Genomic DNA, 23,995 nt, shown 5'->3' on the forward strand with positions numbered 1-23,995 from the left:
GTGGTGCAGCGGGTCTCGGCTGTAGCGTGTTTTGAAAGGGGTCTGGGGTATCGGGCGGCGGCCCGGTACTTGGATGCGCCGCCTGTGCCGGTCAGGGGACTGTATGGGTTATGGAGGATTCATGGGCGAGGAGTGTTGGTGACCAAGGCGCCGAAGTCATACTCTTTCGAGGTCAAGCTGGCGCTGGTGCAGCGGTTCCTGGCGGGCGAAACCGGGCCGGACTTGGCTGTTGAAGCCGGTCTGTCTTCACGTCAACTGCTGCAGAAGTGGGTCAGGGCGTATCGCTTAGAGGGTGAGGATGGGTTGCGGCCAAAACGCAACGGCACGCCAGCGAAGCCGAAGGTCGCACCTTCTCGGGAACCCGGGGCCGTGCCCTCGCGGAAGCCTGGTGCCGTGCCGTCCGTGAAGTCCGGGGCAGCGCCGCGGTCTGCGGAGGTTTCGGAGCTTGAGCAACTGCGTCGGGAGAACGAACTGTTGCGGGCTGAGGTGGCCTACTTGGGAAAATTGCGGGCCTTGAGGGCTCAGGAACGACGGTGAAGGTTCAAGCCCTCGTTGCTCTCAAGGCTGATTACCCGCTCCCGGTTCTGCTGCGGGTCGCGGGGCTGGCCCGCTCGACGTTCTTCTACCATCAGGCCCGGCTCCTGTCCCCGGACCCGAAGGAAGCTCTCAAGAGCGCCATCACAACGATCTTCACGACCAACCACGGCCGTTACGGACATCGCCGCATCCACACCGAGCTGGTGAAGCACGGCTGGACGGTGGCGAAGAAGACCGTGCTGAAACTGATGCGCGCCCTGGCCCTGCGCTGCAAGGTTCGGCAGCGGAAACGCTATAACTCCTACCAAGGCGAACAGGGCGTGATTGCACCGAATCTGCTGAACCGGGAATTCGACGCCGATGCTCCGAACCAGAAGTGGGTCACCGACGTCACCGAGTTCCGCGTCGGGGACCGTAAGCTCTACCTTTCACCCGTCATGGACCTGTTCGACCGGCAAATCATCTCCTATTCCATCGGTAACTCACCGAACCTGGAACTGGCCAACACCTCACTGCGCGATGCCATTGGGTGTCTTGAACCGGGACAAAAACCGTTGGTGCACTCGGACCAAGGTTTCCAATACCAGCACGTGTTCTGGCGGCAACTGCTCACCGAAGCCGGCGCCACCCAGTCAATGTCCCGCAAGGGCAACTGCTACGACAACGCGGTCATGGAGAACTTCTTCGGACATCTAAAGGAAGAACTCTTCCACCACGTCCGGTTTCTCAGCACCGACGCCCTGGCAACAGCACTGCACGAGTACATCCGCTGGTACAACAACGAAAGGATCTCCACCAAACTCGAAGGCCAGAGCCCGGTCCAATACCGGGCCCAGACCCTCGCAGCCTAAAATCCCAATAGCCAGTCCAACAATCGGGGACCAGTTCATCCCACGCCCTTGGGCAGAACCCTCTCCCACCAGCTGGGAGAGGGATCCGTAAAACCCCGAGGGATGTGGGAGAGCGTCGGCTAGCCGGTGTTGCGAAGGCCGGCGGCTACGCCGTTGACCGTGATGAGCATGGCCCGCTGGAGCCGCTCGTCGATCTCGGCTCCGGACACGGACTCTTCGCGCACGCGGCGGAGCAGTTCCACCTGAAGGTAGCTGATGGGATCGAGGTACTGGTCTCGAATTTCCAGCGACCGCTTGAGCGTAGGCTGCGCATCGAGGAGTTCGATCTCGCCGGTCAGGCGCTCGATTTCGGCCACGGTGAGCTCGTACTCGTCACGGATCATGTGGAACAGGCGGTGCAGTTCCTCCGGGACCAGGGAGGATACGTAATGTCCCGCAATTTCCATGTCGGTTTTCGCCAGCGTCATCTCCACATTGGAGATCACAGAACGGAAGAAGTGCCAGCGATCCATCATTTCAATGAGCTGATCAGTGTTGCCGGCTTCGCGGGCAGCCTTCAAGCCCGAGCCCACACCGAACCAGCCCGGAACGATCTGCCGGGACTGCGTCCAACCGAAAACCCAGGGAATGGCCCTGAGACCTCCGAGGCCGGCACCGGAGTCCGGGCGCTTGGACGGACGCGATCCAATGTTCAATGAACCCAGCTGTTCCACCGGTGTGGAGGCTAGGAAGTATGCCGGCAGATCGGGATCGTCGATCAGGCTGCGGTAGCGGTCGAATGCTGCGTCGGAGATGGTTTCCATGACATTCGCGAAGCGCTCGCGCTCGTCCTCGGACGTACGCGGAGTCCGGTGCAAGGCCGAGCCCTGCATGACAGCGGCCAAGGACAACTCAAGGTTTTCGCGCGCCAGCTCGGGCAGGGAATACTTGTCCGAAATGACCTCACCCTGCTCGGTGAACTTGATCTCACCTTCGAGCACACCATTCGGCTGTGCCATGATGGCGTCGTAAGTGGGTCCGCCACCGCGGCCCACGGAACCACCACGGCCATGGAACAAGCGGACACGCACGCCGTGCTTTGCTGCGACGTCACGCAACTTCCGCTGGGTCTTATGGATTTCCCACTGGCTGGTCATCACGCCGGATTCCTTGTTGGAATCGGAGTAGCCCAGCATGACTTCCTGGATGTCTCCGCGGAGTCGGACGAGTTCCCGGTACGACGGATCGGACAACAACTGGTCCACGATCTCAGCAGATGCGCGCAGTTCTTCCACCGTTTCCAGCAGCGGAGCAAATCCGATCTTGGCGTGCGGCTTCGAGCCGAAGAGGTCAATCAGACCTGCCTCGCGGGCCAGGACCGCTGCGGCCAGGACATCATCGGCCCCACGGGTCATGGAGATGATGTAGGTCTCCACGACGTCCGGCCCGTAAGTGTGCAGGGCTTGCCGGATGCTACGGAAGACGTCATACGTGCCGTCAGCGGTACCCTCGAGTTTGATGGGGTGGCCGGAAAGTGGTCGACGGGACGCGAGTTCTGCGCCAAGGAATGTGAAGCGCTCCTCACGATTGAGGTCGCCGTAGGGCTTCTCCGTACCAAGCCGATCCACAAGCTGGCCCACGGCATCATGGTGGTAGTCGGCGTGTTCGCGAATGTCCAGCGTTGCCAGATGCAAACCGAAAGCTGCAATGGCCCGGCGAACACGGGCCAGGGCCCCGTCCGCCACGAGCGCGGCCGAATGGTTGCGGAGGGAATCCTCCAGCAGCCCGAACTCCGCCAACAACTCCGACGTAGTGGAGTAGTCGCGGCCGGGCTCGTGATAAGTAGAGGCAGAAACACGGCGGCCGGTATTTATGAGCTTGGCCTTGATGCACGTCAGCTTGAGCCTGTACGGCTCTTGCGCATTCAGTTCAAGGATGCGCTTGTCCAGTCCCGGGAGGTTCTTCAGGTCCTGGTCGATCGAGTCCAACAGCACCTGGTCCGCCCCAAAAAGTGCCGTGGAGTTGGAAAGCACCGAGATCAGTTCGTCGATCAAGGCAATGCTGATACGGACGGCATTTTGGTTCTGCAACTGCAGGATTTCCCGCGTGACGGCGGCGGTGACGTTGGGGTTGCCGTCACGGTCACCACCAATCCACGAACCAAAGCGCAGGGGTGCCGCGGCGGCCGGCAGGCTGACGCCGTGCTCTGCCAGGAGCTCCGATAGGTCCGTCAGCATTTCCGGCATGGCGTCGGTCAGGATGCTGTTCAAGTAATAGATGGCGTTTCGCGCCTCATCTACCGGCGTGGGTCGAACCTGCCGCAGCTCATCCGTCTGCCACATTTGGTCGATGATCTCGGCAAGCTGCCGGTCCTGCCGACGACGCGAGGAGGTGCCTTCCGCCGTCGGCTCGGCGAGGACGTCGGAGAGTTTACGGACCTTGTCCAGCACGGAACGGCGTGAGGCCTCGGTGGGGTGGGCCGTGAAAATGGGGCGCACGTCGAGTTCGTTGATCACGTCCTGCAGAACCTGAGGACCTGCCTGGCCAGCAATCTCGGATACAGCCTTCGCCAGCCAGCCGTCCTTCTCCTGCCGGGTGCGGAGCCCACGGACGCGATGAACCTGTTCTGCTGCATTGGTGAGATGGAAGTAAAAGGCGAAGGCCCGCACCAGATCCGTCGCCTGGTCCAGCGGCAGGGAGGCGAGCAATTCGCGGACTTGGGCAACGACGTCGTGCGCGCTCCAAGGCCCGGTGGCATCTGCACCGCCGCGTGCAGCTTCCTTGGATTCCTTGGTCAGCAGGCGGACCTGCTCCACGAGGTCAAGGAGCTCCGGACCGTGCTGACGTACCAGCGACTCGCCCAGGAGGGTGGAAACGCGGCGCACGTCGGCGCGCAGTTCGGCAGCGAGATCGGTATCTTGCGGGGCAGTGTGAACCATGGATGCATACCTTCGGGTCTGGTTTTGGCCCGTACACTGCGCTGGATACTGTGAGCCGGATTACTAATGTTTCCTACGGGATCTTACCCGCACCGAACTGGACCCATGGAATGTGTCTCAAATTTTGGCATCACGCGGTGGGAGCGGCCTCGTGGGCAGGACCACTTTCCCGCTCATGATCTCCTCATGTAAGGGGCCGGGCCCAGCCGAGGGCATTTCGTGGCGACGCTGGCGCATCTCTTCAAGGGCAGCGGCCGCCTCAATCCGGGTGGGCGCACCGGTTGCGGGTTCAATCATGGACAGGACGCTCCCCAGGGTGCCGGTCGCCCCTTTCGCGGAAACACCCCGCTGGACCAGCCGTGTGCCTGCCCAAATAGAGCAAAGAATCAGAGCAGTACTGACCGCAATTGCAACCGCTGCGTCCATCCCCATGCGGTCAGCGTACTCCTCAGGGAATCCGCCCAACAGTGCGCGCCTAACCGGACCACGCCTTCCTCAGCTCTTCCCAGTGCTGGTCCTCCATAAGGCTGGCAGGCGTCACTGACACTGAGGACGCACCGCCGAGCGCCGCATTGCGTAATGCGGCCCCGAATTCTCCAGCCGAAATCCGACCATCTTCGGACCAAAGCCCCACCGACAAGGACATGCGGGAGCCGGCACGGCGCTTCATGGACTCAGCCAGTTCCCTGGTCTTCGGGGATCGTTCGCTGTTGAGCCCCACGTACTCCCACACGTGAAGCCGGTCCACCTGCGTCAGCAGGAGATCGTAGTCATGCCCGCTGTCCGCGCGGTCTCCGGACGGCGAATCGCGCGGTGACCGCACGTCCATATCCAGATTGGCGCCATAGGGTTCGACGGCGGCACCCACCTTGCGCACGATGTCCGCCATGGCTGCACTGCGCCATGTGTGGATGCGCGGGTCTGAAACATTGATGGACCCATCGCTGCTTCGGGGCCAGTCCGTGGAACCGGTGGTGACTTTGAAATCTTCGAGATCGTCGCTGCCGAAAGTGAAGTCGTCGAACATGAGTTCCGTGAGGTTCACTGCCGAGGGCTTGTACTTCCGAGCGACTGCAGCTGCGAGGGAAGCCAGGCGCTTACCGGCCTTGCCATGCCTCAAGGCCCACACACTTGCAAAGGAACCGGACTCCGCCCCTTCAACGCTTCGCCCGGCAAGGGACGGATCTTCCTTCAGCGCACGGTCCAGCAGGACATCGATGGTCAGGACCACCTCACGCTTGCTTCCATCGTCCGTAGTCTCCAGTGCCGTGATGGCCTCCGCTACGAAGTCCCGGCCTGATCGGGACACTTGGCTGGACTCCATTCCAGGTTGGTCCGGCCATGGGAAAGCTGTCCAATCAGTACGTCCCACAGAGAGCGACACGGCCGTGGCGTCCACGGAATTGAGGCGGTCCGAGAGCCCGGCCAAATACCCGTGCTCGGTGTTGACTACGTCTTCAAAGCCTAGATTCACCATCCGGTCTGCGGGCACAGGAGGCGTTTCGCCCGCACACCCCGCCATCACCAGCGTCGAAGCCAGAAGGACCCCGGTGAACCCGAAAGCGGTCATGTGTTTCAAATGCTCACCTCTTTCCGGACTGTGGCCTCGGCAGCGATCACGCTGATGACGCCAGTCCGCTGCAACTTGTTCCACTTGGCCGGGCTACCCCTGATTTCCTTGACGATTGCGGTGGCGAGAGCCAGCCCAACAAAGACCGAATAGAAGGGCCACAATGGCACCGTCCACAGAAACCGAAGATCCCGCCAGGAGCGGTTCAAGCCAATGGAGAAACACACCAGAGACAGGGACACAAAGAGGCCCAACCAGCCAAGAATTGCGAACACCTCGCCTGGTACCGGACCTGCACCGGCTATGTAGAGGAACGGCAGGACCGCCAGAATTGCCAGTTGCAGCACGGGGATCACCACCATGGTGATGGCGTTGAATATCAGGAACATGCCAAACATCCCATAACGACGCCGACCCAGCATTCCGGCGTGCATTCGAAGTGTTTGCAACAACCCGCGGGACCACCGAACGCGCTGGCGCCATAGTCCGCCCATGGTGGACGGCGACTCAGCGTAGACCAATGCACTGGGCTGGAAATGAACCCGGTAGCCGGCCTTGTAGACCCTCCACGTCAATTCAAGATCCTCGCCCAGGGTGTCCTCGTGGAATCCGCCCAACTGCCTCACAAGATCGCTTCGGAAGGCGCCGATATTTCCCGAAACGATGGGCAGGCAGTGCAACAGGGAAAGGGCCCTGCGGACCAAGCCAGTGCCAACGTGGCTCAGGACGGCGAGCATCATGGTTTGGACACGGTTCAGATTGACGGGCCGGTCATCGCCGCAGACCGCCCCCACCTTGGGATGATCGAAACCTTCCAGCATGTTCATGAGGGTGTCCGGAGCAAAGATCCCATCGGCGTCAACAAACATCAGGATGTCCCCCTGTGCTGCGGCGATTCCGCAGTTGAGGGCGGCGCCCTTCCCCGCATTCGCCTGCGACATGAACCGCACCCTGTCGTACTGCCGGGCAAGGCCCGCCATGATGTCCGCGGTGGAATCAGTGGAACCGTCGTCCACCAGAATGACCTCGAGCCGCAAATATCGGCTCGCCAGGATCGACTCGACGCACTTGGTGATGACCACGGCTTCGTTGTAGCCAGGGACAATCACGGACACCAAAGGCCGCTGGCTCATTACGGAGTAGCGATGTTTGGGAGGTTTGGAACGATGTAACCAATTGAAATACAAGGCAAGTGGAACATAGGCGATCTTGATCATTCCGAAGCTCAGAATCACCAGGCCGCCGCACTGGACGAACACCAAAGCAGCGTCACGCCACGTCACACGGCCCGTCCCGTCAGTGGCCCAAGGGCGTAACTCCGCAGGACGGTCTCCAGGAGTTGGGGGGCATAGGCGCTGTTGGCGCCAAACCTGGCGTTCACCTCAAGGACTACAGGCGTTCCGTCCCACCTGCGACGAACGTCAACGTCTATGGGTCCCGTCAAGCCGAGTGCTGCAGAGGCTGCTTCCGCCGTCCGGGCAACGTCGGGAGCCTCCGCCGTATCCACCCTCCTGATAGAGAGGGCATTGCCGATGCGACCTTGCTTTAGCTCCGTTTTCTCCAGCACCACCACCAAATCCTCCTGCTCTGGCTCGTGCCAGGACCGAAAGACCACGGGCGCATACTCAGTTCCGGGCGCAAAGCGCTGCACGATCCAGGAATCGTCCAATGCCGACCATACCCGCGCGGCATTTCTTCCACCGTCGGCAGCTCTCTCCAGGACCTGAACACCACGCCCACCACGTGAAACCCGGGGTTTGACCACCAGTGATCCGCCAAGACGGGCCATTGCCTCGTTGATGGAGCTGAAATCCCCCGGCAAGGCGAAATCCGGAACAGCTACATTGGCGTTGGCAAGGCACCTCATGGTGAGGTACTTGTCATTTGCGATCCGAACCGGTGCCGGGTCCCCAATCAGAATCTCGGCTCCCGGAGCGAAATCCTCCCTGGCTTCGGCCATCAGCATCAGTTCGTCACTAACGGTAGGCACCACCAGGCCTATGCCGTGGGCGGCCACGAGCCCCCGGAGTTCCCATAGATAGCCGGGCGCGCTTGCGGGAGACACCACAACCACAGCGTCCGCCGCTGAAGCGTGAACCTGCTTCATATCGACGCCCAGAACCCAGTGTCCTTGGTCCATCAATTGACGAGCCAAAGAAAGTCCGGCAGGCCCGCCTACACCTGTGACCAATACCCGCAGCATCAGAACTCTCCTACGGCAGAGCCGAGCAACCGAACCGGTTCAAAACCTTCGGCGTAAGTGGTCTTGACCTGTGAGCCCCGGAAGGCCGCGAGACTGCGGACCCTTTCAGCGCTCATGTACGGTTTGCCCCTTTGATTCCGGTGCATGCCAACGGCATGTATTTTCACGTCGACATATCCGGCGATGTCCACAAAGACGCTGGGATCAAACTGCCGGGTGGACGATGGACTCTCAAAGCACAGGATGGACGAGTGGCGTCGAGCCGCCCGCATGGTGGCACTATGGACCGCTTGGTGGTCCTGGTGGTAGTCATTGCGGGAATGCGTGATCACAACGTCAGGACGGAAGTCCTCAATGGCTTCCTCGATTGCTTTCACCATCTCCTGGCCATGCTCGGACAAGTTGGTGTCCTGGAAATGATGGACCTGCACAGCGGTGGCTCCCATGAAGTCAGAGCCTGCAGCAGCCTCCGTCACCCGGATCCGGCTGTTTCCGCCCTTGCTCCCGGTACTCATGACCATGGTCCTGACGTCATGGCCGGCGTCGGACAACTTCGCAAGAGTGGCACCACAAGCCAGTTCCAAATCATCAGGATGCGCGCCGATGGCAAGTACCCTTCGTGGCTGGGAGGCCATCTTGGAGCGGATCCGGAACGCCGGAGCGACGAGGCACGCAACGATCAGTGCTGCGCCTGCAAGCACAACGACAGTGTTCAACCACGGCGGATGGGGCCCTCCGACAGCACACCCCGCCAAGGCCAGCAGCAGCAAAGTTCCCAAGGCCGCCAGCGTCAAGCGGAGCCGATGCGGGGAACTGAACTTCCGCACGAACCAGTCCCGACCAGTTGGAACCACAGCCCAAACTGCCACCAGAACCGCCAACAAACCGGCAACGGCGCACAGCGTTGCTTCCATAATGCCCCCATAGTGCGTAGCGAATGAGCACGGTTCCCATCTCCGGAGACCGCTGTAGAAGTAGTGAGCAGGGAGGAAAGTTCGTGACGCCACCTCACCAATCCGATGAGTAGCGGTACTCAAACTCGCCCGGGGACATACCGCTCCCCCTCAGCGAGTACTTCAAAACGCCATCGGTCTGTCGTCTGGATTGCACGGTCACATGAAAGTGCAAATCGCGACGCTGGACCGAATCCGTAATGCAGGTGACCTCGGTGCCACCGGCCAGGGAACACGACCATCCATCCGGTGCCTTGATGGAACTCTCCACGATCCGCGAATCCCTGCTCACTGCAAACACCGCTGTTCCTGCGCCCAAGGGCCGGGTTCCTGAGGCACTGAAATCGATTTCCATTTCGGTGCCACGGAAGTAGCTTCTATCAGTTCGCCTGGCGGTGCCGATGACCTGCACCGGCGCCGAAACCGAGGGAACCGCCGAAGGCGTTGCAGTAGTTGTTCCGGGAGCGGATGTGGGAACTGGATCCGGCTCGGGAACCGTCGGCGCCACTGGCTCTGTTGAGGGCTCCTTTGTAGGCTCCGTTGACGGCTCCGGTAGTGGTATCGAAGGGACAGTTTCCACAGGCTCAGGCTGAACCGGAGGAGACGGGTCAGGGTCCGGAGTGCTGCTGAGGGACGGTGACGGCGTCACCGGCACTGGAGTTTTTCCCATCAGCGGCGCCCCGGTTTCAACGGCACGCTCTTCCATATAGGCGTCAGGGGTCAGGTGATCCACTATTCCCGCTGCTCCCAGGGCCAGTCCCACGCTGGCTGCGGCAATGACAGCCATCACGGCAGGTTTAGCAAGGGCAGGAACGGCCATCACCGCCTTCGCCGGCGCCATCCCGCCGAGGATGCCAAGTCCGCCGCCTTTGACCGCCCACGCGGCCACTGGAATGCCAGTCACCAGCGGAAGAAGCACCGCCCTCATGCTGGTCTCGACGTCCTTCAGCTCCGCAAGGGCTGCCGTGCACTTGGAGCAGCCATTCAGATGCTCGCGAACTTTGCGCTCCGTAGTACTGGAGAGCCCACCCCGGAGGTAGCTGCCCAGTTTTGTCACAAAAGTGGCACATCCATCATCAGGCTGTTCGGCGATATGGAACTGAAGGTAGTGCCGCCTCAGGCCCTCGCGCGCGCGCAGCGCGAGCGCCGAAACGGCATTGGCAGAAAGACCAAGAATCGGAGCGGCGGCCGCAGGCTTCATTCGCTCAACGTCCAGGTACCACAGCACGGCCTGCCAGCGCTCCGGCAGGGCGCGGAAGGCTTTGGCCACGGTCTCTGATTCGAAGGCGCTGACTGCAGAATCGGAGTTTGCCAATGTCTGGTCCAGGACAGATTCCTCGCTGCTTGGCAGGACCTTGCTGGCTTTTCGGTTGCGCTGGTGGGACAGCCGGGTGACGGTGGACAGCAAATACGCCCGGAAAAAAGTATCCGGCCCTTTGCCTGCCACCAAGCTTTGCAGCACGGACTGAAACGCCTCAGCAACCACGTCCTCGGCATCGCTCGGATTGTCCACGTTGCGCTTGGCTACAGTGGAGGCGATGGAAAAATGGCGCTCGTAGAGTCCATCGAAAGCGGACATCTCACCGGCACGGACCAGCCCAATAAGGTGTCCATCGCTATCTACATCGACGTCCACTTGTGACCTTCGTGCCATCTAAGGCGCCCCCAAACCGTAAGTAATCGTGCCCATATATATTCAGTGGGGGTAGGCAGCAAGACGTGACGCCATTTATACACTGTCTTTAGCAACGATTTTTGTGGTTCGCTTCGTCACGAAACGGCATTTCTGCACACTCTTCGGATATGACATCGTTCCGGACAAAATCATTCGCAGAATGCACGTTCTCCCGGCACCTTTTGCTGCGTAGATGGCAGACCACCAGTTACCAAACAGGTTGGCGTTTCCACGCGGACTGGTTCCTGCCCGAGGTCCGGACAGTTGTTACCTCCCTTGCAGCCAGCGCCACCGTCCCCGCACCGGCAGCCAAATCTCTTGGCGCTGCCAGGGCCAGGAACGGCGTGAGCATCAGTGAAACCATGACTGATTTCCGTGCACTGTTTTCTGCTGCGGAAAGAACGCTGGACGTAGATGCCCTGCAGTCTGTAGCGGAAGGCTGGGCCGAGGTTGCAGAAACTGCACCGCCTATCTCGTGCACGGATGTTTATACAGGGCTGGCTACCCAGGCTCATTTCCAGCGGCGGATCCATGAAATCTCATCGTTGGGGACCGGACCCGAGCGCCCGGGCGCCCACGCCATGGCAATCATCTCCGTCGCCGGACCACGTGACAGCCGGAGTCATTGCTGGACATTGTTGGCCAGGCTGGGAGAAGCCGTCAAAGGGCAACTGCATGGCACCGGAGCGATGGCCATGTACCAAAATTCCGCAGTGCACGTGTTGTTTCCCTTCAGTGAAAGCAACCTTTGCAGGCTGCTGGAGTGCAAGGCCGCGTTGGAAGCTTTGGGCGATGGAGCCCTGGGTCCTGCGCGGCTGCGGTTCTACCCTTTGTCCTCCGCGGCTGCCGCGGCCACCACGACAGCAGCCCAGGACACTTCCTGCGAAACAAATTAGACCGGCTCACGTGTGATGTCGTCACGAACCAGCAGGGCCCATCACTCATTTATTGACGGAGCACTCACCACGGATTTCTAAGGACCATCCAGCACATGAAAAATCAGATCCATCTAAAAGCCGCGTCATTGCTGGCCGCCCTTCTGGCGGTTGTCATGGCCATTCTGGGGCTGGGCATGTCTGCCTTGCCAGCCAATGCTGCAGAGCTGGCGGACGCGGAAATCACCCTCAGGACGGAATCGGTAGTTTCCAATCAGTGGGACCAAGTGGATCTGACGTGTGAATGGTCCGTGCCGGACAACTCCCGGCCAGGTGACACCTTCAGCATCCAGTTGCCACCGGAACTGCGCTGGTTTGGAGCCACCTCATTTGACCTACAGAACCCTGAAGGCGAAACAGTGGCTGTCGCCACGGCAAACGACTCCGGCCTGGTGGTCTTCACACTGACCGACTTTGTTGCAGAACAGCCGCTTAACGTCGGCGGAACATGTTCCTTCAGCACCCAATATTCGGTTGATCCCGGCGACAACGACGTCGAAGAACTCAGCTTTACGGTGGGTTCCTCTGTGGTGCGTGTCCCGGTGGCTGTTCAACCGTGCACATCGGAATGCGGCCCCACCGTACCGACTGAAGCCGGCAAGGCCATGTGGTGGACAGACCCCGCCCAGACAGTCCTGGAGTCCGTCTTTTACATGCCGCCGATGCCTGCGAGGACTAACGATGTTGTGGTCACTGATACTCCTTCGGCAGGAATGGAAATTGACTGCAGCCGGATCACTCCCCGGGTTGGCTTCGTGCTGAACGCCGACGGAAACATCACGGAGCCTTACGCCAACGAGCAGCATCCGGCTACCCTCGACTGCACTCCTGAGAAACTCACGGCCAGCTGGACCCGCCTTCCCGAGGGCCTCCACGTAGAGCTCTATGTCGTAACGCAGGTCACCGAACCGATCATGGATGTCTACGAGAACAGCGGAACCGTCACCATCTCGGGGCGTGAGACACCCGTGACTGCCCAGACCCGCCGGAGCAGCGGAAGCGGCACAGGCAACGGAACCCCGACGCCCACGCCCACACCCACCTCGACGCCCACAGCAACAGTCAGCCCGAGCCCAAGCCCGAGCCCGAGCCCGAGCACCACCGCAACAGCAACCCCCACGGGTACTGCAACGCCGGCACCAATGCCGAGCGTCACCTTAACAACCACTCCAAGCCCGAGCACCACCGCAACAGCAACCCCCACTGGTACTGCAACGCCCGCACCAAGCCCGAGCACCACCGAACCCATCGTTGTGGTGCCGACCGAGGACCCGTCGGAACCTGCTCCAGGACAGCCTGATGAACCCCTGGCGAACACCGGCGCACAGGGAACGGCATTCGTCTTCATAGCGGCCGCTCTCTTGGCCGTGGGATCGTTACTCGCCTTTGCAGGATCACGTTGGTCCGGGCGGAGGTCGCACTAACAAGGCCCACTGAGGGTTGGATCGACTGATGGGCGGGGCACCCGGTGCCTTGCCCATCAGTCGATTTCTTAGTCTCGGCCCGCGCTGGCATGAGTTGGGGGCCAGCGCGGGCCGTTCCACTGTAGCGGGGCGGCCCCAACTCAGATTCGGAGCGATGCCGGCCCCGGCTCGAATTCAGGGAATGCCCATAACGGTCGCATAGTTGAGGAAAGTGCAATCACCGCGAACTAACGCAGATACCAGCCGAGGAGACCCATGAGCTCGCCCACCACAGCAACCGATGCCCAGCTTGCCCGTTGGGAGCGGTTCCGTGCGGGACGGCATTCCGCCTTGGCAGCCGACCACGGCTGGTTGACCCTGACCTCGTTCCAGTGGCTGGAATCAGACCCGAGTGAGGTCGAGCTCGTCCCGGGTCGCTGGTCTACGGACGGCAGCACGGCTTTTCTTTCGGCGAGCGCAGCGGACGGACTCACATTTGTGGGAACCGGCGAGCCCGTCGAAGGGACGGTTAGTGCAGTCCTGGAAGATGAAGAGTCTCTGATGTGGGTTCAGTTTGGTGGCGCGGACGGCAAACAGGTGGTGGTTGAACTTGCTGTACGAGCGGACAAGTACGCCATCCGTACCAGGGACAACGGCTCTCCCGTTCTGACCGGGTTCACAGGCGTTCCCAGTTACGACTACAACCCGGATTGGGTCATCCAAGGACGTTTCGAGGCATATGACGAACCCCGCGATGTTCCCATCGGCACGGCTAATCCCCTGGTGGACGGGGTTCATCGTTCAGTGGGTGAGGTGGTTTTCCGGGTACCCGGCAGCACCCATGACATCCGGCTCCACGCTGAGGAAGAGAAGTTGGGTGCCCTCAACGTGACTTTCCATGATGAGACCAACGGGGACACCACGGACGAATGGCGGAAGGTCTTCATTCCGAAACCTCGCCCGGATGGCTCGGTGGTGATCGATTTCAACCGCAGCATCAACTACCCCAGCGCCTTCACCCCTTACGGCACATGCCCCATGCCGGTGCGGGGAAATTCCATCGATGTGCGGGTGGAAGCCGGCGAAAAACTCCCCCAGGAATGACGTTCCCACACGCCCGCCAAGCCCGGGCTTAGGTGATTGCTGAAACCCCCGTGACTGCCCGGCCAACGATCAGCGAGTTGATCTCGTAGGAACCCTCATAGGTGTAGATGGCCTCAGCGTCGGCGAAGATCTTGGCGATCCGGTAGTCGGTGACGATTCCGTTTCCGCCCAGAATGGACCGGCCCAAAGCCACAGTCTCCCGCATCCGAGCGCTACAGTAGGCCTTGGCGAGGGCCACCTGGGCCATGTCGGCACCGCCATGGCGAACGCCCTGGGCATCAGTGGAGATGTCTTCCTGCAGTTGGGCGATCCTCACCATCATGCCCATGCTGGCCACCGCGTTTCCCAGCATGTCCACCAGATGTTGCTGGATGAGTTGGAACTTGGCGAGCGGCTTTCCGAATTGCATACGCTCGACGGCATACTGCCGGGCAACGTCGAACGCCGCCAGTTGTTGGCCCACGGCTTGCCAGGCAACCATGATCCGGGAGCCCCGCAGCAGATGGTTGGTGTCGGAGAAGCTGCTGATTCCGGCGAAGCGATCCGATTCGGCCACTTCCACGTCAACGAAGCGGATGTCGGCATTCTGCACCGTCCGCAGCGCGATCTTGTTCTCGATCCGGCTCCGGGTGACGCCGGGAAGGGAAGCGTCAACAATGAACGCACGGATCGCTCCGTCGGCTTCGTCTTTGGCCCACACCAGCATGTAGTCGCAGAACGTCCCGTTGCCGATCCAGCGTTTGGCGCCGTTGACCACCCAGTAGTCTCCGCCGTCGGAGGCTGCCCGCCGGACCCTCCGCGCCGTGGTCTCCATGCCACCGGCAACATCGGAGCCGTGGTTCGGCTCGGTGAGCGCGAAGGCGCCGGTGGTGCGCAGGTTGGAGGCGTCGTCGAGGTAGCGGTCCTGCTGGGAGTCGCTGCCGAAGTCGTAAAGCGACTCAACGAAGAGATCGTGATGGACCATGAAGAACGTGGCAATCGAGGTATCTACCCGGGTCATTTCGGCGATCACCAGGCCAGCGAACAGGTGTGTGTACCCCCGCTGGGCCGGCGCACTGAGCCTCAGCGCCGCGAGCTTGGGCAGGATGTGTTCGGGGAACTCTGCCTTTTCCCACCATTGCCCGGCGTAGGGGGCGATCTCCGAGGCCAGGAAAGCTCGTAGTTCGTTGAGTTTCCGCTGTTCCTGGACACTGAGCAGGGACTCGAAGTCAAAGAAGTCGGCGGTGGGCAGCTCCGCAACTGAGGACGCTAAAGCCCCGACAGAGGCCCCGGCAGATGTACCGCCGCTGTAGTCGCCCATCATTTGAGTCCCATCCGGATGGCGCCGTCCAGCCGGATTGTTTCACCGTTGAGCATGGCGTTCTCCACAATGTGCGCCGCCAAGTGTGCGTATTCGGCCGCACGGCCCAGCCGCGCCGGGTGGGGGACCTGCTGTCCCAGGGAGTCCTGCGCAGCCTGCGGAAGTCCAGCCATCATGGGTGTTTCAAAGATGCCGGGCGCTATAGTGGCCACCCGGATGAGCGAACGCGCGAATTCGCGTGCCAGTGGCAGGGTCATGGCCGCCACTGCACCTTTGGAGGCAGCGTAGGCGGGTTGTCCGATCTGACCTTCGAAAGCAGCAACCGATGCGGTGTTGATGATGACTCCGCGCTCCGGACCGCCCAGTTCCGTGGACACCGGTTCGGTCTCCACCATGGCAGCGGCGGCGAGCCGGATCACGTTGAAGGTTCCCACAAGGTTGATCTGGATGACCCTGTTGAACGTTTCCAGGGGCAGCACGCCGTCGCGTCCCAGGACTTTTCCGGGTGTGGCGATGCCTGCGCAGTTGACCACGATCCGCAGCGGTCCAAGGGCTGCGGCAGCGTCGATGGCGGCCTGAACCTCCGTTTCATTGGTGACGTCCGCGGGGACAAAGACAGCCCGGGAATCCGAATCCGCAGCGGAATTGTTCAGTTCTGCCGCGTACGTGGCTCCTGCCGATTGCGGCAGGTCCACCAGAACCACCGACGCCCCGGCGTCAAACAGCCGCTTTGCCGTAGCGGCCCCCAGTCCTGATGCCCCACCGGTAATCAGTGCCACCGTGCCCTTGATGTCCATTCATCCTCCTTGATGCAGACCCAAAATCCGTTAATGCATGTTAACTGGAATTGTGAGTCAGCGCACCCTCGGTAGTCTGGAGCCATGCCAGCTGACGCTTCTCCCGCCGACCAGCCACTCCCCCTTGCAGACCCCAACGAGTGGGCAACGCGCGCCAATCAGGCCGCCCGGTCAGTGACGCGGACCTTTGGCCGGCCGCTGCTGTTCCTTCCCGGTACGCACATCGGGGCGGTCAGCCTTCCCACCAAACCCCTCCGCCATATCGTCGGCCCTTGGCACTACTGGTGGCAGGCGCATTACGTCGATTGCCTGGTGGACGCCGGCCGCCGTGAGCTGGCCACCGCAACAAAGTTCGACGGCGCCTCCCGCCCCAGCGCGGGTCGGCTGGCTTCGCGGCTGGTCACCACCATCCGTCTGCGGAACCTTCTACGGTTCGAGAACCACTACTACGACGACATGGCCTGGCTTGCCCTCTCGACGCTTCGCCTGGAGCGGCTGGCGGAGGAGACCAGGAACCCGGGCCGCCGACGCAATGCGTATCTTCGCAAGAAGTTGACGCTGCAGTTCGACTCGGCCTCAACGGATGATCTGGGCGGAGGAACGTTCTGGAGCACCGCGAGGGACTTCAAGAACACCCCGGCCACAGCTCCTGTAGCGCTATATTTCGCGCGGACCGGACGCAGGGAACGCGCAGAGGCGCTGGTGAAGTGGCTCAACAACAGACTCTTCGACCCCCAACGGGGCGTTTACATGGATGGACTGCGCATCCGCGGAGGGGGGACCGTCCTGGAGAATGCCGTTTACACCTACAACCAGGGCCCGGTTCTCGCAGCATTGCTGGAGCTTGGTGCCCCGGAGAACCTGGAACGTGCAGCCCATCTGGTGGAGGCCGTGGCCCGCGAACTTACGGTCCCCGGAACTCGTATCATTCGCGGCGACGGTACCGGCGACGGCGGACTTTTCACCGGTATCCTGATCCGCTACCTCGCGCTCGCTGCTAGGGATCAACGCCTGCCCGCAACGGCTCGGGAGACTGCCCGTGAACTGGTCCACGCCACCGCTGATGCCTTCTGGTCGGGCCGCCGCGAAGCGCCTGAACTGCGGCGGGCAAAAGCCCCCAATGCGGCGCTCGTCTTCTCTCCCAGTCCCCTGCGGCCGGCCACCGAGACGTATCCGGCGGGCGCCGCCGTCGAACTTTCCACCCAGCTTCAGGCCTGGATGACGTTCGAGGCAGCCGCTACCCTGGCGCCAAACTAGGCAGGGCGCTTTTTCTGCGGGTAAGGCGTTTCGTGCCTGGCCAGCATCTCCACGAATCCGGCGATCTTGCGTGCCCGGGTTTCTGCTCGCTTGACCCCGTTGGTGCGGTGAATCAGGGCAAAACGGTTCTGGGAGGTCAGGACCTCGAACATGGCTTGGGCTTCAGGCACGGCGGCGATGGCCGCGGCGAGGTCGTCCGGGACAACGGAGTCAGCGGGCCCGGCGTAGGCTGCTTCCCAGCGGCCATCGGCCTTGGCAGCCTCGACGGCGGCACGTCCGGCGTCCGTCATCTTGCCTTCGGATTCCAAGCGGGCAATATGCCCCACGTTCCGGGCAGACCAGATGCTCTTGCGGCCCCGTGGGGTCATACGCTGCATGTAGCTCTGATCGTCACGGCTCTTAGCCTGGCCGTCGATCCAGCCGAAGCACAAGGCCTCATCCAGGGCGGCGTCATAGTCCAATTCGGTGATGCTGCCACCCTTTTTGTGCAGGATCAACCACACTCCCGGGCTCTGGGCTGCATGCGCGGAAAGCCATTCACGCCACGCGGCGCCGTCTTTGACAAGGAGTTCCTGGAGCTCAAGGGGCATGGCTCCATTCTGCTGCGAAACGGGCCGCGCCTGGCAAGGCCACGCGGCATAGGCTGGGAACTGACCGCCCACTCCAGGAGGACCCATGCTGCGATCCCGCCCCACCCACTACACGTCCCGCCCCGAGCAGTGGTCCACGCTCCTCCAAGCGCTGGGACTGGTGAAGACCCTGGACGAGGACGGTTGGTGGGAGTTCGACGCCGGTTCGGGGCGCCTCGCGCTGGGCTTCGTGGAGCACGGTCACCCGCTGGATGGCTCCACGATCTTCGGGGTGGAGGTGGGGGACCTGGCGGAATTTGCGCGCCGCACAGAGGAAGCAGGCACCCAGGCAGACGTTCACGAAAGCAACGACGGGCGTACAGTGCGGATCTCCGCCGAAGACGGTTTCGAGTTCTTCGCGTTCCCTGCCACGAGGGCAGCCGATGGCACGTGGACCACGTCCACCGAGGCCGATCCAGCGCTGGCCGTAGTAGCCAGCTGGATCAGTCCCTTCCTGGGCCTTGCAGCCAACGATCTCCGCAACATCGGCGCCCGGCCCCGCACTGAAGACGACGAATCGGCCACGTTCACCACTAAGAACGGCGGGGTCCTGAGGGTCATCCATGGCGCCGACAGCACCAACGGGGACCTCTCCTTCGAGTACGACGGCGGGCTGGAACCTTTACTGCGTCGGCTAACCGACGCGAAAATCGAGGCCCGGATCAGCGAGGACGTGCTGTACGTGGCGAATCCGGATGCTGCGGGCGGCGCGGCGCCGGCGTCGATCGTGGTGGAAAGAGCGCCAACACAGCAGCGCCATCAATCCTCGCCCGCATAACATCCGGGGAGCCGATCGGCTCGATTTTGGCCCTCTAATACCGCCGAGAGCGTAACCTCGCAGCCACCGGAACGCCACCAAGGAAGTTCGGCTGGGGATGGGGTAGAACTTAACCATGAGCGTACGTACACCCGACCCGTATCCAGGCTGGCTTTCAGATGAAGACCTCTTCGAAGCCCGCGGCCGACTCCCCATGGTCTATGTGGAGGCCGTTCCGGTCAGGCTGGATCCGCTCGGGTATGTGAACGAAGTCGGGACGCTGCTCCAGGGCGACGCAGACGGCAACATGGTCCGCTACCTCGTCTCCGGCCGCGTTCTCTACCGCGAGACCATCCGCGCAGCCCTCCTGCGGCATATGGAAAAGGACCTCGGGCCCTTGGCTTTCCCGCAGCTGCCCATCAGCCCCGTCCCCTTCACCGTTGCCGAGTACTTCCCGGCTCCGTCCCAGACCGGCTTCACGGATGATCGCCAGCACGCAGTCTCGCTTGCCTACATCATTCCTGTGACCGGCGAATGCGAACCGCGCCAAGACGCCCTGGAACTCACGTGGATGACGCCCCAGGAAGTGTTGAGCGAGAACGTCCAGCAGGAATTCGACGGCGGCCGCGGGAACCTCGTGAGGCAGGCTTTGGCTTTCTCGGGCATCGTTCTCTAGCGGGTCCCGGCCCCTGCGCCGGCTGGTCTTTGTAGACTGGACGGCGGACCCCAAGAGAACCAAAGGACTTCCGATGACTCACAGCCCAGCCACACAGCAGTACAAAGAAAAGCAGGCTGGGGACCTGCAGCCCGGAGATTTTATCTACCCACCCGGCGATGGACCGGCGCAGGAAATTTCAGCCGTTGAGGTACAAAACGATGACTTCGGCGTGGCCGCCTTGCTGCTGGTGACAATGGTCGACGGCGGCACGGTGCGGATCGCCGTCGGGTCCAGTGTGCCGGTTGGTGACGGGGCAGGCATTGGCCCTGCCCTGGACCCGGACGGCCCCGACTCCAGCACCGCCAGCTCAAACGCGGCCGGCCCGGACGTCTCAGGCTCCAGCACCGCAGTCCCCAGCACCCCGGGCTCAAGCACCTCCTCAGAGGGCGACGAAGACGCCCAAGCCGGACCCGCCGTCGTCGTGCCTCCCCGCCCGGAAACGCCGCCTGCCTATACGGGCCCCAGCGCCGAAGAATTGGCGCTCATTCCCGAACCCGACGGCACGCCCGAAGCCGTGGTGGGCGCCGCAGCCGCCAACCACAAGGGCAAGAACGGCGTCCAGGTCCTGGCAGAACGGTTGGCGAAGGGCATCAACACGAAGTCCGGGAGTTGCCTCCGGGACCTCAGCAACCTGGCGTTCGATCTGTGCATCGTCCTCCGCGATCCGGACCACGCTTTGGCAGTGGCGGACCTGCTCAATGTGCTGCCCTTTGACGGCAACCTGGACCGCTGGGCCTCGATTGAACGGGCACTTGCCCTGTCCAGCTTCATTTGCCGTGAAGCCGGCCAAACCGAACGTGCGGCGGTTTACGAGAAGTTGCTGCGCGCGCCCGAATCCCAGGAAGAAGACCCGTTCAAGGCCAGGATCAATGCCCGGGTCCGCCAGCGCTCGCTGAACGAGCCCAATCTGTATGACAAGGAAATCTTCCGCGCAATCGACAACGGCAACCACGAAGCCGAGCGCGAATGGCGATTCCTCCGGCTTGAAGCCCTGATGTTCCTGCGTGCCCATGGCGGATCGAAAACCATTGGCGAGGACGAGTTGGCCCGGAGGATCGGCAACGAACTGGAGTCAGTGCGGGCCTGACCCCGACCCGCGAAATGCAGGGCCTGTTCTGCGGGCCCGAACGGCGGTAGATTCGGGGCCATGACGAACAATCTGAGCGTTGTGATTAATGCCGACGCGCAGCAGGTTTGGACAATGCTGCGCGAACCGTCGCTGGTGGCTCAATGGCATGGCTGGGAAGCTGATGACCTCACCGACGAAATCAAACAGATCTACTTCAACACCGATGTTGTGGAAGGGCCCGATCACACGAGCCTGACCGTCAACGGCGGCGATGTCTTTGAGCTCCACCCCGTCTCCGGCGGTACCGAAGTGAAGATCACCAGGGCCGCGCTCGACCACAATTCAGAGTGGGCTGAGTGGGACGAGGACATCACCCAGGGCTGGCTCACGTTCCTGCACCAGTTGCGCTTTGCCTTGGAACGGCATCCCCACGGGCACCGGCGGACGCACTTCATATCCCTTCCGGGCAAAGGCGGGCCGGCCATTGAAAAGTTGGGGCTCGGCGATCTGCCGCCCGTTGGGGAGGAGTACTCGCTCACGCTTGGCACCGGCGAGAAAATCTCAGGCAAGGTCTGGTTCAAGAGCCGGCACCAGGTGGGCCTTACCGTGCACAGCTACGCCGAGCACGGGGACGGGCTGCTGATCGTTGCCGAGCAGCTGCCCATTCCGGAAAAGAGGCCCGACGGCGGTTCCATGGTGATTGCCTCCACCTACGATCTCGGGGCACACACCTTGGCAGACATCCGGTCCTCGTGGGACAACTGGAAGGCTGAGAGCTACGGCTCGTAGGGGTTTTTCGGCAGGTTACTCCCGGTAAAGCTGGCACACTTGATAGCGTGCCAGCTTCCGTTTCCGCTTCTGCGTCTGTATCCGATTCTTCTGTTCCCGCCCTGCCTGACTTGCCCGGGTTGTCCTCCCGGCAATCCGAGTTCTCCTTTACGGTGGGCAAGCGCCTGACTGAAACGTGCCCGCCGTCGGACGCCCAGGTAGAGGCCAACGGCGGCGCTTTCCTTGGCCGGACCGGAACCATCACCACGCCGCACGGGACCATCCAGACGCCCGCGTTCATCGCCGTCGGGACCAAAGCAACGGTAAAGGCAGTCCTGCCGGAGTCCATTTCCGAACTCGGCGCGCAGGCCGTGCTGGCCAATGCGTACCACCTGTATCTGCAACCGGGTCCGGAAATCCTCGACGCCGCCGGCGGCCTTGGCGCGTTCATGAACTGGTCCGGGCCCACCTTCACTGACTCCGGCGGATTCCAGGTGATGAGCCTTGGCTCCGGGTTCAAAAAAGTGATCGACATGAAGAACGTGGATTCGTCCGGGCCCGATGACGCGGTAGCGCCTGGCAAGGAACGCCTGGCGCACATTGACGATGACGGTGTCTGGTTCAAATCCCACCTCAATGGGGACCGGCACCGCTTCTCCCCCGAGATCTCCATGCAGGTCCAGCACCAGATCGGTGCGGACATCATGTTCGCCTTCGATGAGCTCACCACGCTGCAGAACTCCCGGGCCTACCAGGAGGAGTCGCTGGAGCGGACCCGGCTTTGGGCGCTGCGTTGCTTGGAGGAACACGCGTCGTTGACTTCTTCCCGCGCGGGCAAGCCGTATCAGGCGCTTTTCGGCGTCATTCAGGGAGCCCAGTACGAGGACCTGCGCCGAAAGGCCTGCCAGGACCTGGGCGCCATGCCTTTTGACGGGTACGGGATCGGCGGGGCGCTGGAGAAGGAAAACCTGGGCACGATTGTCCGCTGGTGCAACGAAGAACTTCCCGAGAACAAGCCTCGGCACCTGCTGGGAATCTCCGAACCGGACGACATCTTCACGGCCATCGAGAACGGCGCCGACACTTTCGACTGCGTCTCCCCCACCCGGGTTGCCCGGAACTCCGCGTTCTACACGCCGTTTGGCCGGTTCAACCTGTCCGGGGCCCGCTATAAGACGGACTTCGGACCGTTGCAGGACGGCTGCGACTGCTACACGTGCGTCAACTACTCCCGGGCCTACATCCACCATCTGTTCAAGGCCAAGGAAATGCTCTCCGCAACCCTGATCTCCATCCACAACGAGCGCTTCGTGGTGAAGATGGTGGACGATGCCCGGTTGGCCATCGAATCCGGGGACTTCTTCGAGTTCAAGGCGGAGACAGTGGGCCGGTACTACTCCTAGCTCTCTCGCTTGCCCCGAGATCGCGGGAGCGCGGCCAGATCGCCGGAGCCATGCAGGATCGCCGGGCCTGTCCGGCTAACTCGCACAGCTCCCGCGTCCCCGGCATGGATCCGGCGGTTTCGTCTGTTATCCACATAACGACGGCGGGGGCTACTTTCGGCGTCGAGCCTGCCTGAGGCTGAGGTGATGAGTCAAAAACCAACTGCATCCCTTCCTCAAATTGGAACCCTTTGGCGTACCCAGCAGCTCAATGAACTGGGACTCAGTTCACGGGCAATCGGCACGCTGGTCCGCCAGGGTGACCTCATCCGAGTGCGCCAAGGCTGTTATATACGCCGCGCGGCATGGGAGAAACAGTCGGAAGATGTCCGCGGCAAACAGCTGATCCACGCACATGCACATGGAACGCTCACCACGTCCACCGGCGGCTACGTCTACAGCCACACGTCGGCGGCGCGGCTGCACGGACTCTTTCTGTGGAACGTGGATCAGCTCATCCACGTCACCCTTCCCACCAACCCATCCAGCGAGCGCCTCGGCAAGGATGTTCGCGGGCACAAACTGCGATTGACACGCTCCCAGATCACCACGGTGGAATTCCTCCAGGTCACCGATCTTGAGCGAACTGTTGTGGACTGTGCCAAGACTCTGAACTACCGGCAAGCGTTGATCATCATGGATCATGCGCTGCGGCTGGGAGCGGATAAGCCACTCATGCAAGCCCACGCAAGTACCCTCTCCGGACGGCGGGGATGCCGTACCTTGCAGAGATGCCTGGCCAATGCTGACCCCCACTCGGAGTCCCCTGGTGAAACCCTCTGCCGTGAACTGCTCATGCGCCTTAAATTGCCCATGCCCGAGGCCCAAGTGGAGGTGCAAACCCGGATTGGACGGCACCGATTGGATTTCGCTTGGAAGAAAGAGAAGGTGGCCCTTGAGTTCGACGGGGAGGTCAAGTACTTCAAGTACGCCCGCACAGACCGGGTGATCTTTGAGGAACGACGCCGGGAGAAGGCCCTGGTAGAGGACGGCTGGTTCTTCATCCGTGTGGAATGGAAGGACCTGTTTCAGGAGCAGGAGTTCAAGGCGCGGGTTCTGAAAGCGCTCAGGAGATGACAGGGGCCGGGCGTCCTTCGAGAGTCCTGTGT

General features: G+C 61.9%; 22 protein-coding genes. 12 read left to right on the forward strand and 10 right to left on the reverse strand.

The window, feature by feature from the left end; translation table 11 throughout:
* Positions 1-138 precede the first annotated feature (138 nt).
* Complete coding sequence (locus M1D51_RS18125; protein ID WP_458107478.1) at positions 139-537, forward strand: helix-turn-helix domain-containing protein; 399 nt, start codon at positions 139-141, stop codon at positions 535-537.
* Positions 534-1,388 carry an IS3 family transposase gene (locus M1D51_RS18130; RefSeq protein ID WP_458107479.1) on the forward strand — a complete coding sequence of 285 codons (855 nt, stop codon included), beginning with the start codon at positions 534-536 and terminating at the stop codon, positions 1,386-1,388. Before M1D51_RS18125 ends, M1D51_RS18130 begins: the two co-directional genes overlap by 4 nt.
* 119 nt (positions 1,389-1,507) lie before the next feature.
* Here the strand turns inward: M1D51_RS18130 and ppc are convergent, their stop codons facing one another.
* From ppc to M1D51_RS18165, 7 genes are all read right to left on the reverse strand, one after another.
* On the reverse strand, positions 1,508-4,306 hold the full coding sequence (gene ppc / locus M1D51_RS18135) for a phosphoenolpyruvate carboxylase (RefSeq protein WP_458107480.1): 2,799 nt from the start codon (positions 4,304-4,306) through the stop codon (positions 1,508-1,510).
* A gap of 117 nt (positions 4,307-4,423) precedes the next feature.
* Entirely contained in the window at positions 4,424-4,738 is a 315-nt protein-coding gene (locus M1D51_RS18140; protein ID WP_458107481.1) for a hypothetical protein, read from the reverse strand.
* A 43-nt stretch (positions 4,739-4,781) separates the two neighbouring features.
* A complete protein-coding gene (locus M1D51_RS18145) occupies positions 4,782-5,876 on the reverse strand; it encodes a hypothetical protein (protein WP_458107482.1) in 1,095 nt (364 codons plus the stop codon).
* Positions 5,877-5,881: 5 nt separating this feature from the next.
* On the reverse strand, positions 5,882-7,159 hold the full coding sequence (locus M1D51_RS18150) for a glycosyltransferase (protein ID WP_458107483.1): 1,278 nt from the start codon (positions 7,157-7,159) through the stop codon (positions 5,882-5,884).
* A complete protein-coding gene (locus M1D51_RS18155; protein WP_458107484.1) occupies positions 7,156-8,079 on the reverse strand; it encodes an ATP-grasp domain-containing protein in 924 nt (307 codons plus the stop codon). The genes M1D51_RS18150 and M1D51_RS18155 overlap by 4 nt, the downstream gene beginning before the upstream one ends.
* On the reverse strand, positions 8,079-8,993 hold the full coding sequence (locus tag M1D51_RS18160; protein WP_458107485.1) for a PIG-L deacetylase family protein: 915 nt from the start codon (positions 8,991-8,993) through the stop codon (positions 8,079-8,081). The genes M1D51_RS18155 and M1D51_RS18160 overlap by 1 nt, the downstream gene beginning before the upstream one ends.
* A 94-nt stretch (positions 8,994-9,087) precedes the next feature.
* Positions 9,088-10,686, reverse strand: a complete 1,599-nt coding sequence (locus M1D51_RS18165) for a sigma-70 family RNA polymerase sigma factor (RefSeq protein ID WP_458107486.1) — start codon at positions 10,684-10,686, stop codon at positions 9,088-9,090.
* A 149-nt stretch (positions 10,687-10,835) separates the two neighbouring features.
* Between M1D51_RS18165 and M1D51_RS18170 the strand changes: the two genes are divergently transcribed.
* The 3 genes from M1D51_RS18170 to M1D51_RS18180 all read left to right on the forward strand — a co-directional run bounded on the left by M1D51_RS18170 (position 10,836) and on the right by M1D51_RS18180 (position 14,149).
* Complete coding sequence (locus M1D51_RS18170; protein WP_172322593.1) at positions 10,836-11,603, forward strand: hypothetical protein; 768 nt, start codon at positions 10,836-10,838, stop codon at positions 11,601-11,603.
* A gap of 95 nt (positions 11,604-11,698) precedes the next feature.
* The gene (locus tag M1D51_RS18175; protein WP_458107487.1) at positions 11,699-13,066 is read left to right on the forward strand and encodes an Ig-like domain-containing protein; all 1,368 of its coding nucleotides are present in this window, start codon (positions 11,699-11,701) and stop codon (positions 13,064-13,066) included.
* 255 nt (positions 13,067-13,321) lie between these two features.
* Positions 13,322-14,149 (forward strand): DUF1684 domain-containing protein, encoded by an 828-nt coding sequence (locus M1D51_RS18180; protein WP_172322595.1) that lies wholly within the window; start codon positions 13,322-13,324, stop codon positions 14,147-14,149.
* Positions 14,150-14,177: 28 nt separating this feature from the next.
* Here M1D51_RS18180 and M1D51_RS18185 read toward each other — a convergent pair whose 3' ends face one another.
* Both M1D51_RS18185 and M1D51_RS18190 read right to left on the reverse strand, forming a co-directional pair.
* Positions 14,178-15,449, reverse strand: a complete 1,272-nt coding sequence (locus M1D51_RS18185) for an acyl-CoA dehydrogenase family protein (RefSeq protein ID WP_458109616.1) — start codon at positions 15,447-15,449, stop codon at positions 14,178-14,180.
* Positions 15,449-16,246, reverse strand: a complete 798-nt coding sequence (locus tag M1D51_RS18190) for an SDR family NAD(P)-dependent oxidoreductase (protein WP_172322596.1) — start codon at positions 16,244-16,246, stop codon at positions 15,449-15,451. The genes M1D51_RS18185 and M1D51_RS18190 overlap by 1 nt, the downstream gene beginning before the upstream one ends.
* A gap of 84 nt (positions 16,247-16,330) precedes the next feature.
* Between M1D51_RS18190 and M1D51_RS18195 the strand changes: the two genes are divergently transcribed.
* A complete protein-coding gene (locus M1D51_RS18195; RefSeq protein WP_458107488.1) occupies positions 16,331-17,503 on the forward strand; it encodes a glycoside hydrolase family 76 protein in 1,173 nt (390 codons plus the stop codon).
* Here M1D51_RS18195 and M1D51_RS18200 read toward each other — a convergent pair.
* Positions 17,500-18,093 carry a YdeI/OmpD-associated family protein gene (locus tag M1D51_RS18200; RefSeq protein WP_458107489.1) on the reverse strand — a complete coding sequence of 198 codons (594 nt, stop codon included), beginning with the start codon at positions 18,091-18,093 and terminating at the stop codon, positions 17,500-17,502. The two genes, M1D51_RS18195 and M1D51_RS18200, sit on opposite strands and share 4 nt — an antisense overlap.
* An 85-nt stretch (positions 18,094-18,178) precedes the next feature.
* On the opposite strand from M1D51_RS18200, the gene M1D51_RS18205 reads away from it, so the two are divergent.
* The 6 genes from M1D51_RS18205 to M1D51_RS18230 all read left to right on the forward strand — a co-directional run bounded on the left by M1D51_RS18205 (position 18,179) and on the right by M1D51_RS18230 (position 23,963).
* Positions 18,179-18,910 carry a hypothetical protein gene (locus M1D51_RS18205; RefSeq protein WP_458107490.1) on the forward strand — a complete coding sequence of 244 codons (732 nt, stop codon included), beginning with the start codon at positions 18,179-18,181 and terminating at the stop codon, positions 18,908-18,910.
* A gap of 115 nt (positions 18,911-19,025) precedes the next feature.
* On the forward strand, positions 19,026-19,565 hold the full coding sequence (locus tag M1D51_RS18210) for an NUDIX hydrolase family protein (RefSeq protein WP_091465301.1): 540 nt from the start codon (positions 19,026-19,028) through the stop codon (positions 19,563-19,565).
* A gap of 73 nt (positions 19,566-19,638) precedes the next feature.
* Positions 19,639-20,694, forward strand: a complete 1,056-nt coding sequence (locus M1D51_RS18215; RefSeq protein ID WP_458107491.1) for a DUF6707 family protein — start codon at positions 19,639-19,641, stop codon at positions 20,692-20,694.
* A 60-nt stretch (positions 20,695-20,754) separates the two neighbouring features.
* Positions 20,755-21,465: an SRPBCC family protein gene (locus M1D51_RS18220; RefSeq protein WP_458107492.1), complete on the forward strand. Its 711-nt coding sequence runs from the start codon at positions 20,755-20,757 to the stop codon at positions 21,463-21,465.
* 47 nt (positions 21,466-21,512) lie between these two features.
* The gene (gene tgt / locus M1D51_RS18225) at positions 21,513-22,847 is read left to right on the forward strand and encodes a tRNA guanosine(34) transglycosylase Tgt (RefSeq protein ID WP_458107493.1); all 1,335 of its coding nucleotides are present in this window, start codon (positions 21,513-21,515) and stop codon (positions 22,845-22,847) included.
* Positions 22,848-23,033: 186 nt separating this feature from the next.
* Positions 23,034-23,963 carry a type IV toxin-antitoxin system AbiEi family antitoxin domain-containing protein gene (locus M1D51_RS18230; RefSeq protein WP_458107494.1) on the forward strand — a complete coding sequence of 310 codons (930 nt, stop codon included), beginning with the start codon at positions 23,034-23,036 and terminating at the stop codon, positions 23,961-23,963.
* Positions 23,964-23,995: the final 32 nt, after the last annotated feature.

It is taken from the genome of Arthrobacter sp. R3-55, from assembly GCF_054161505.1.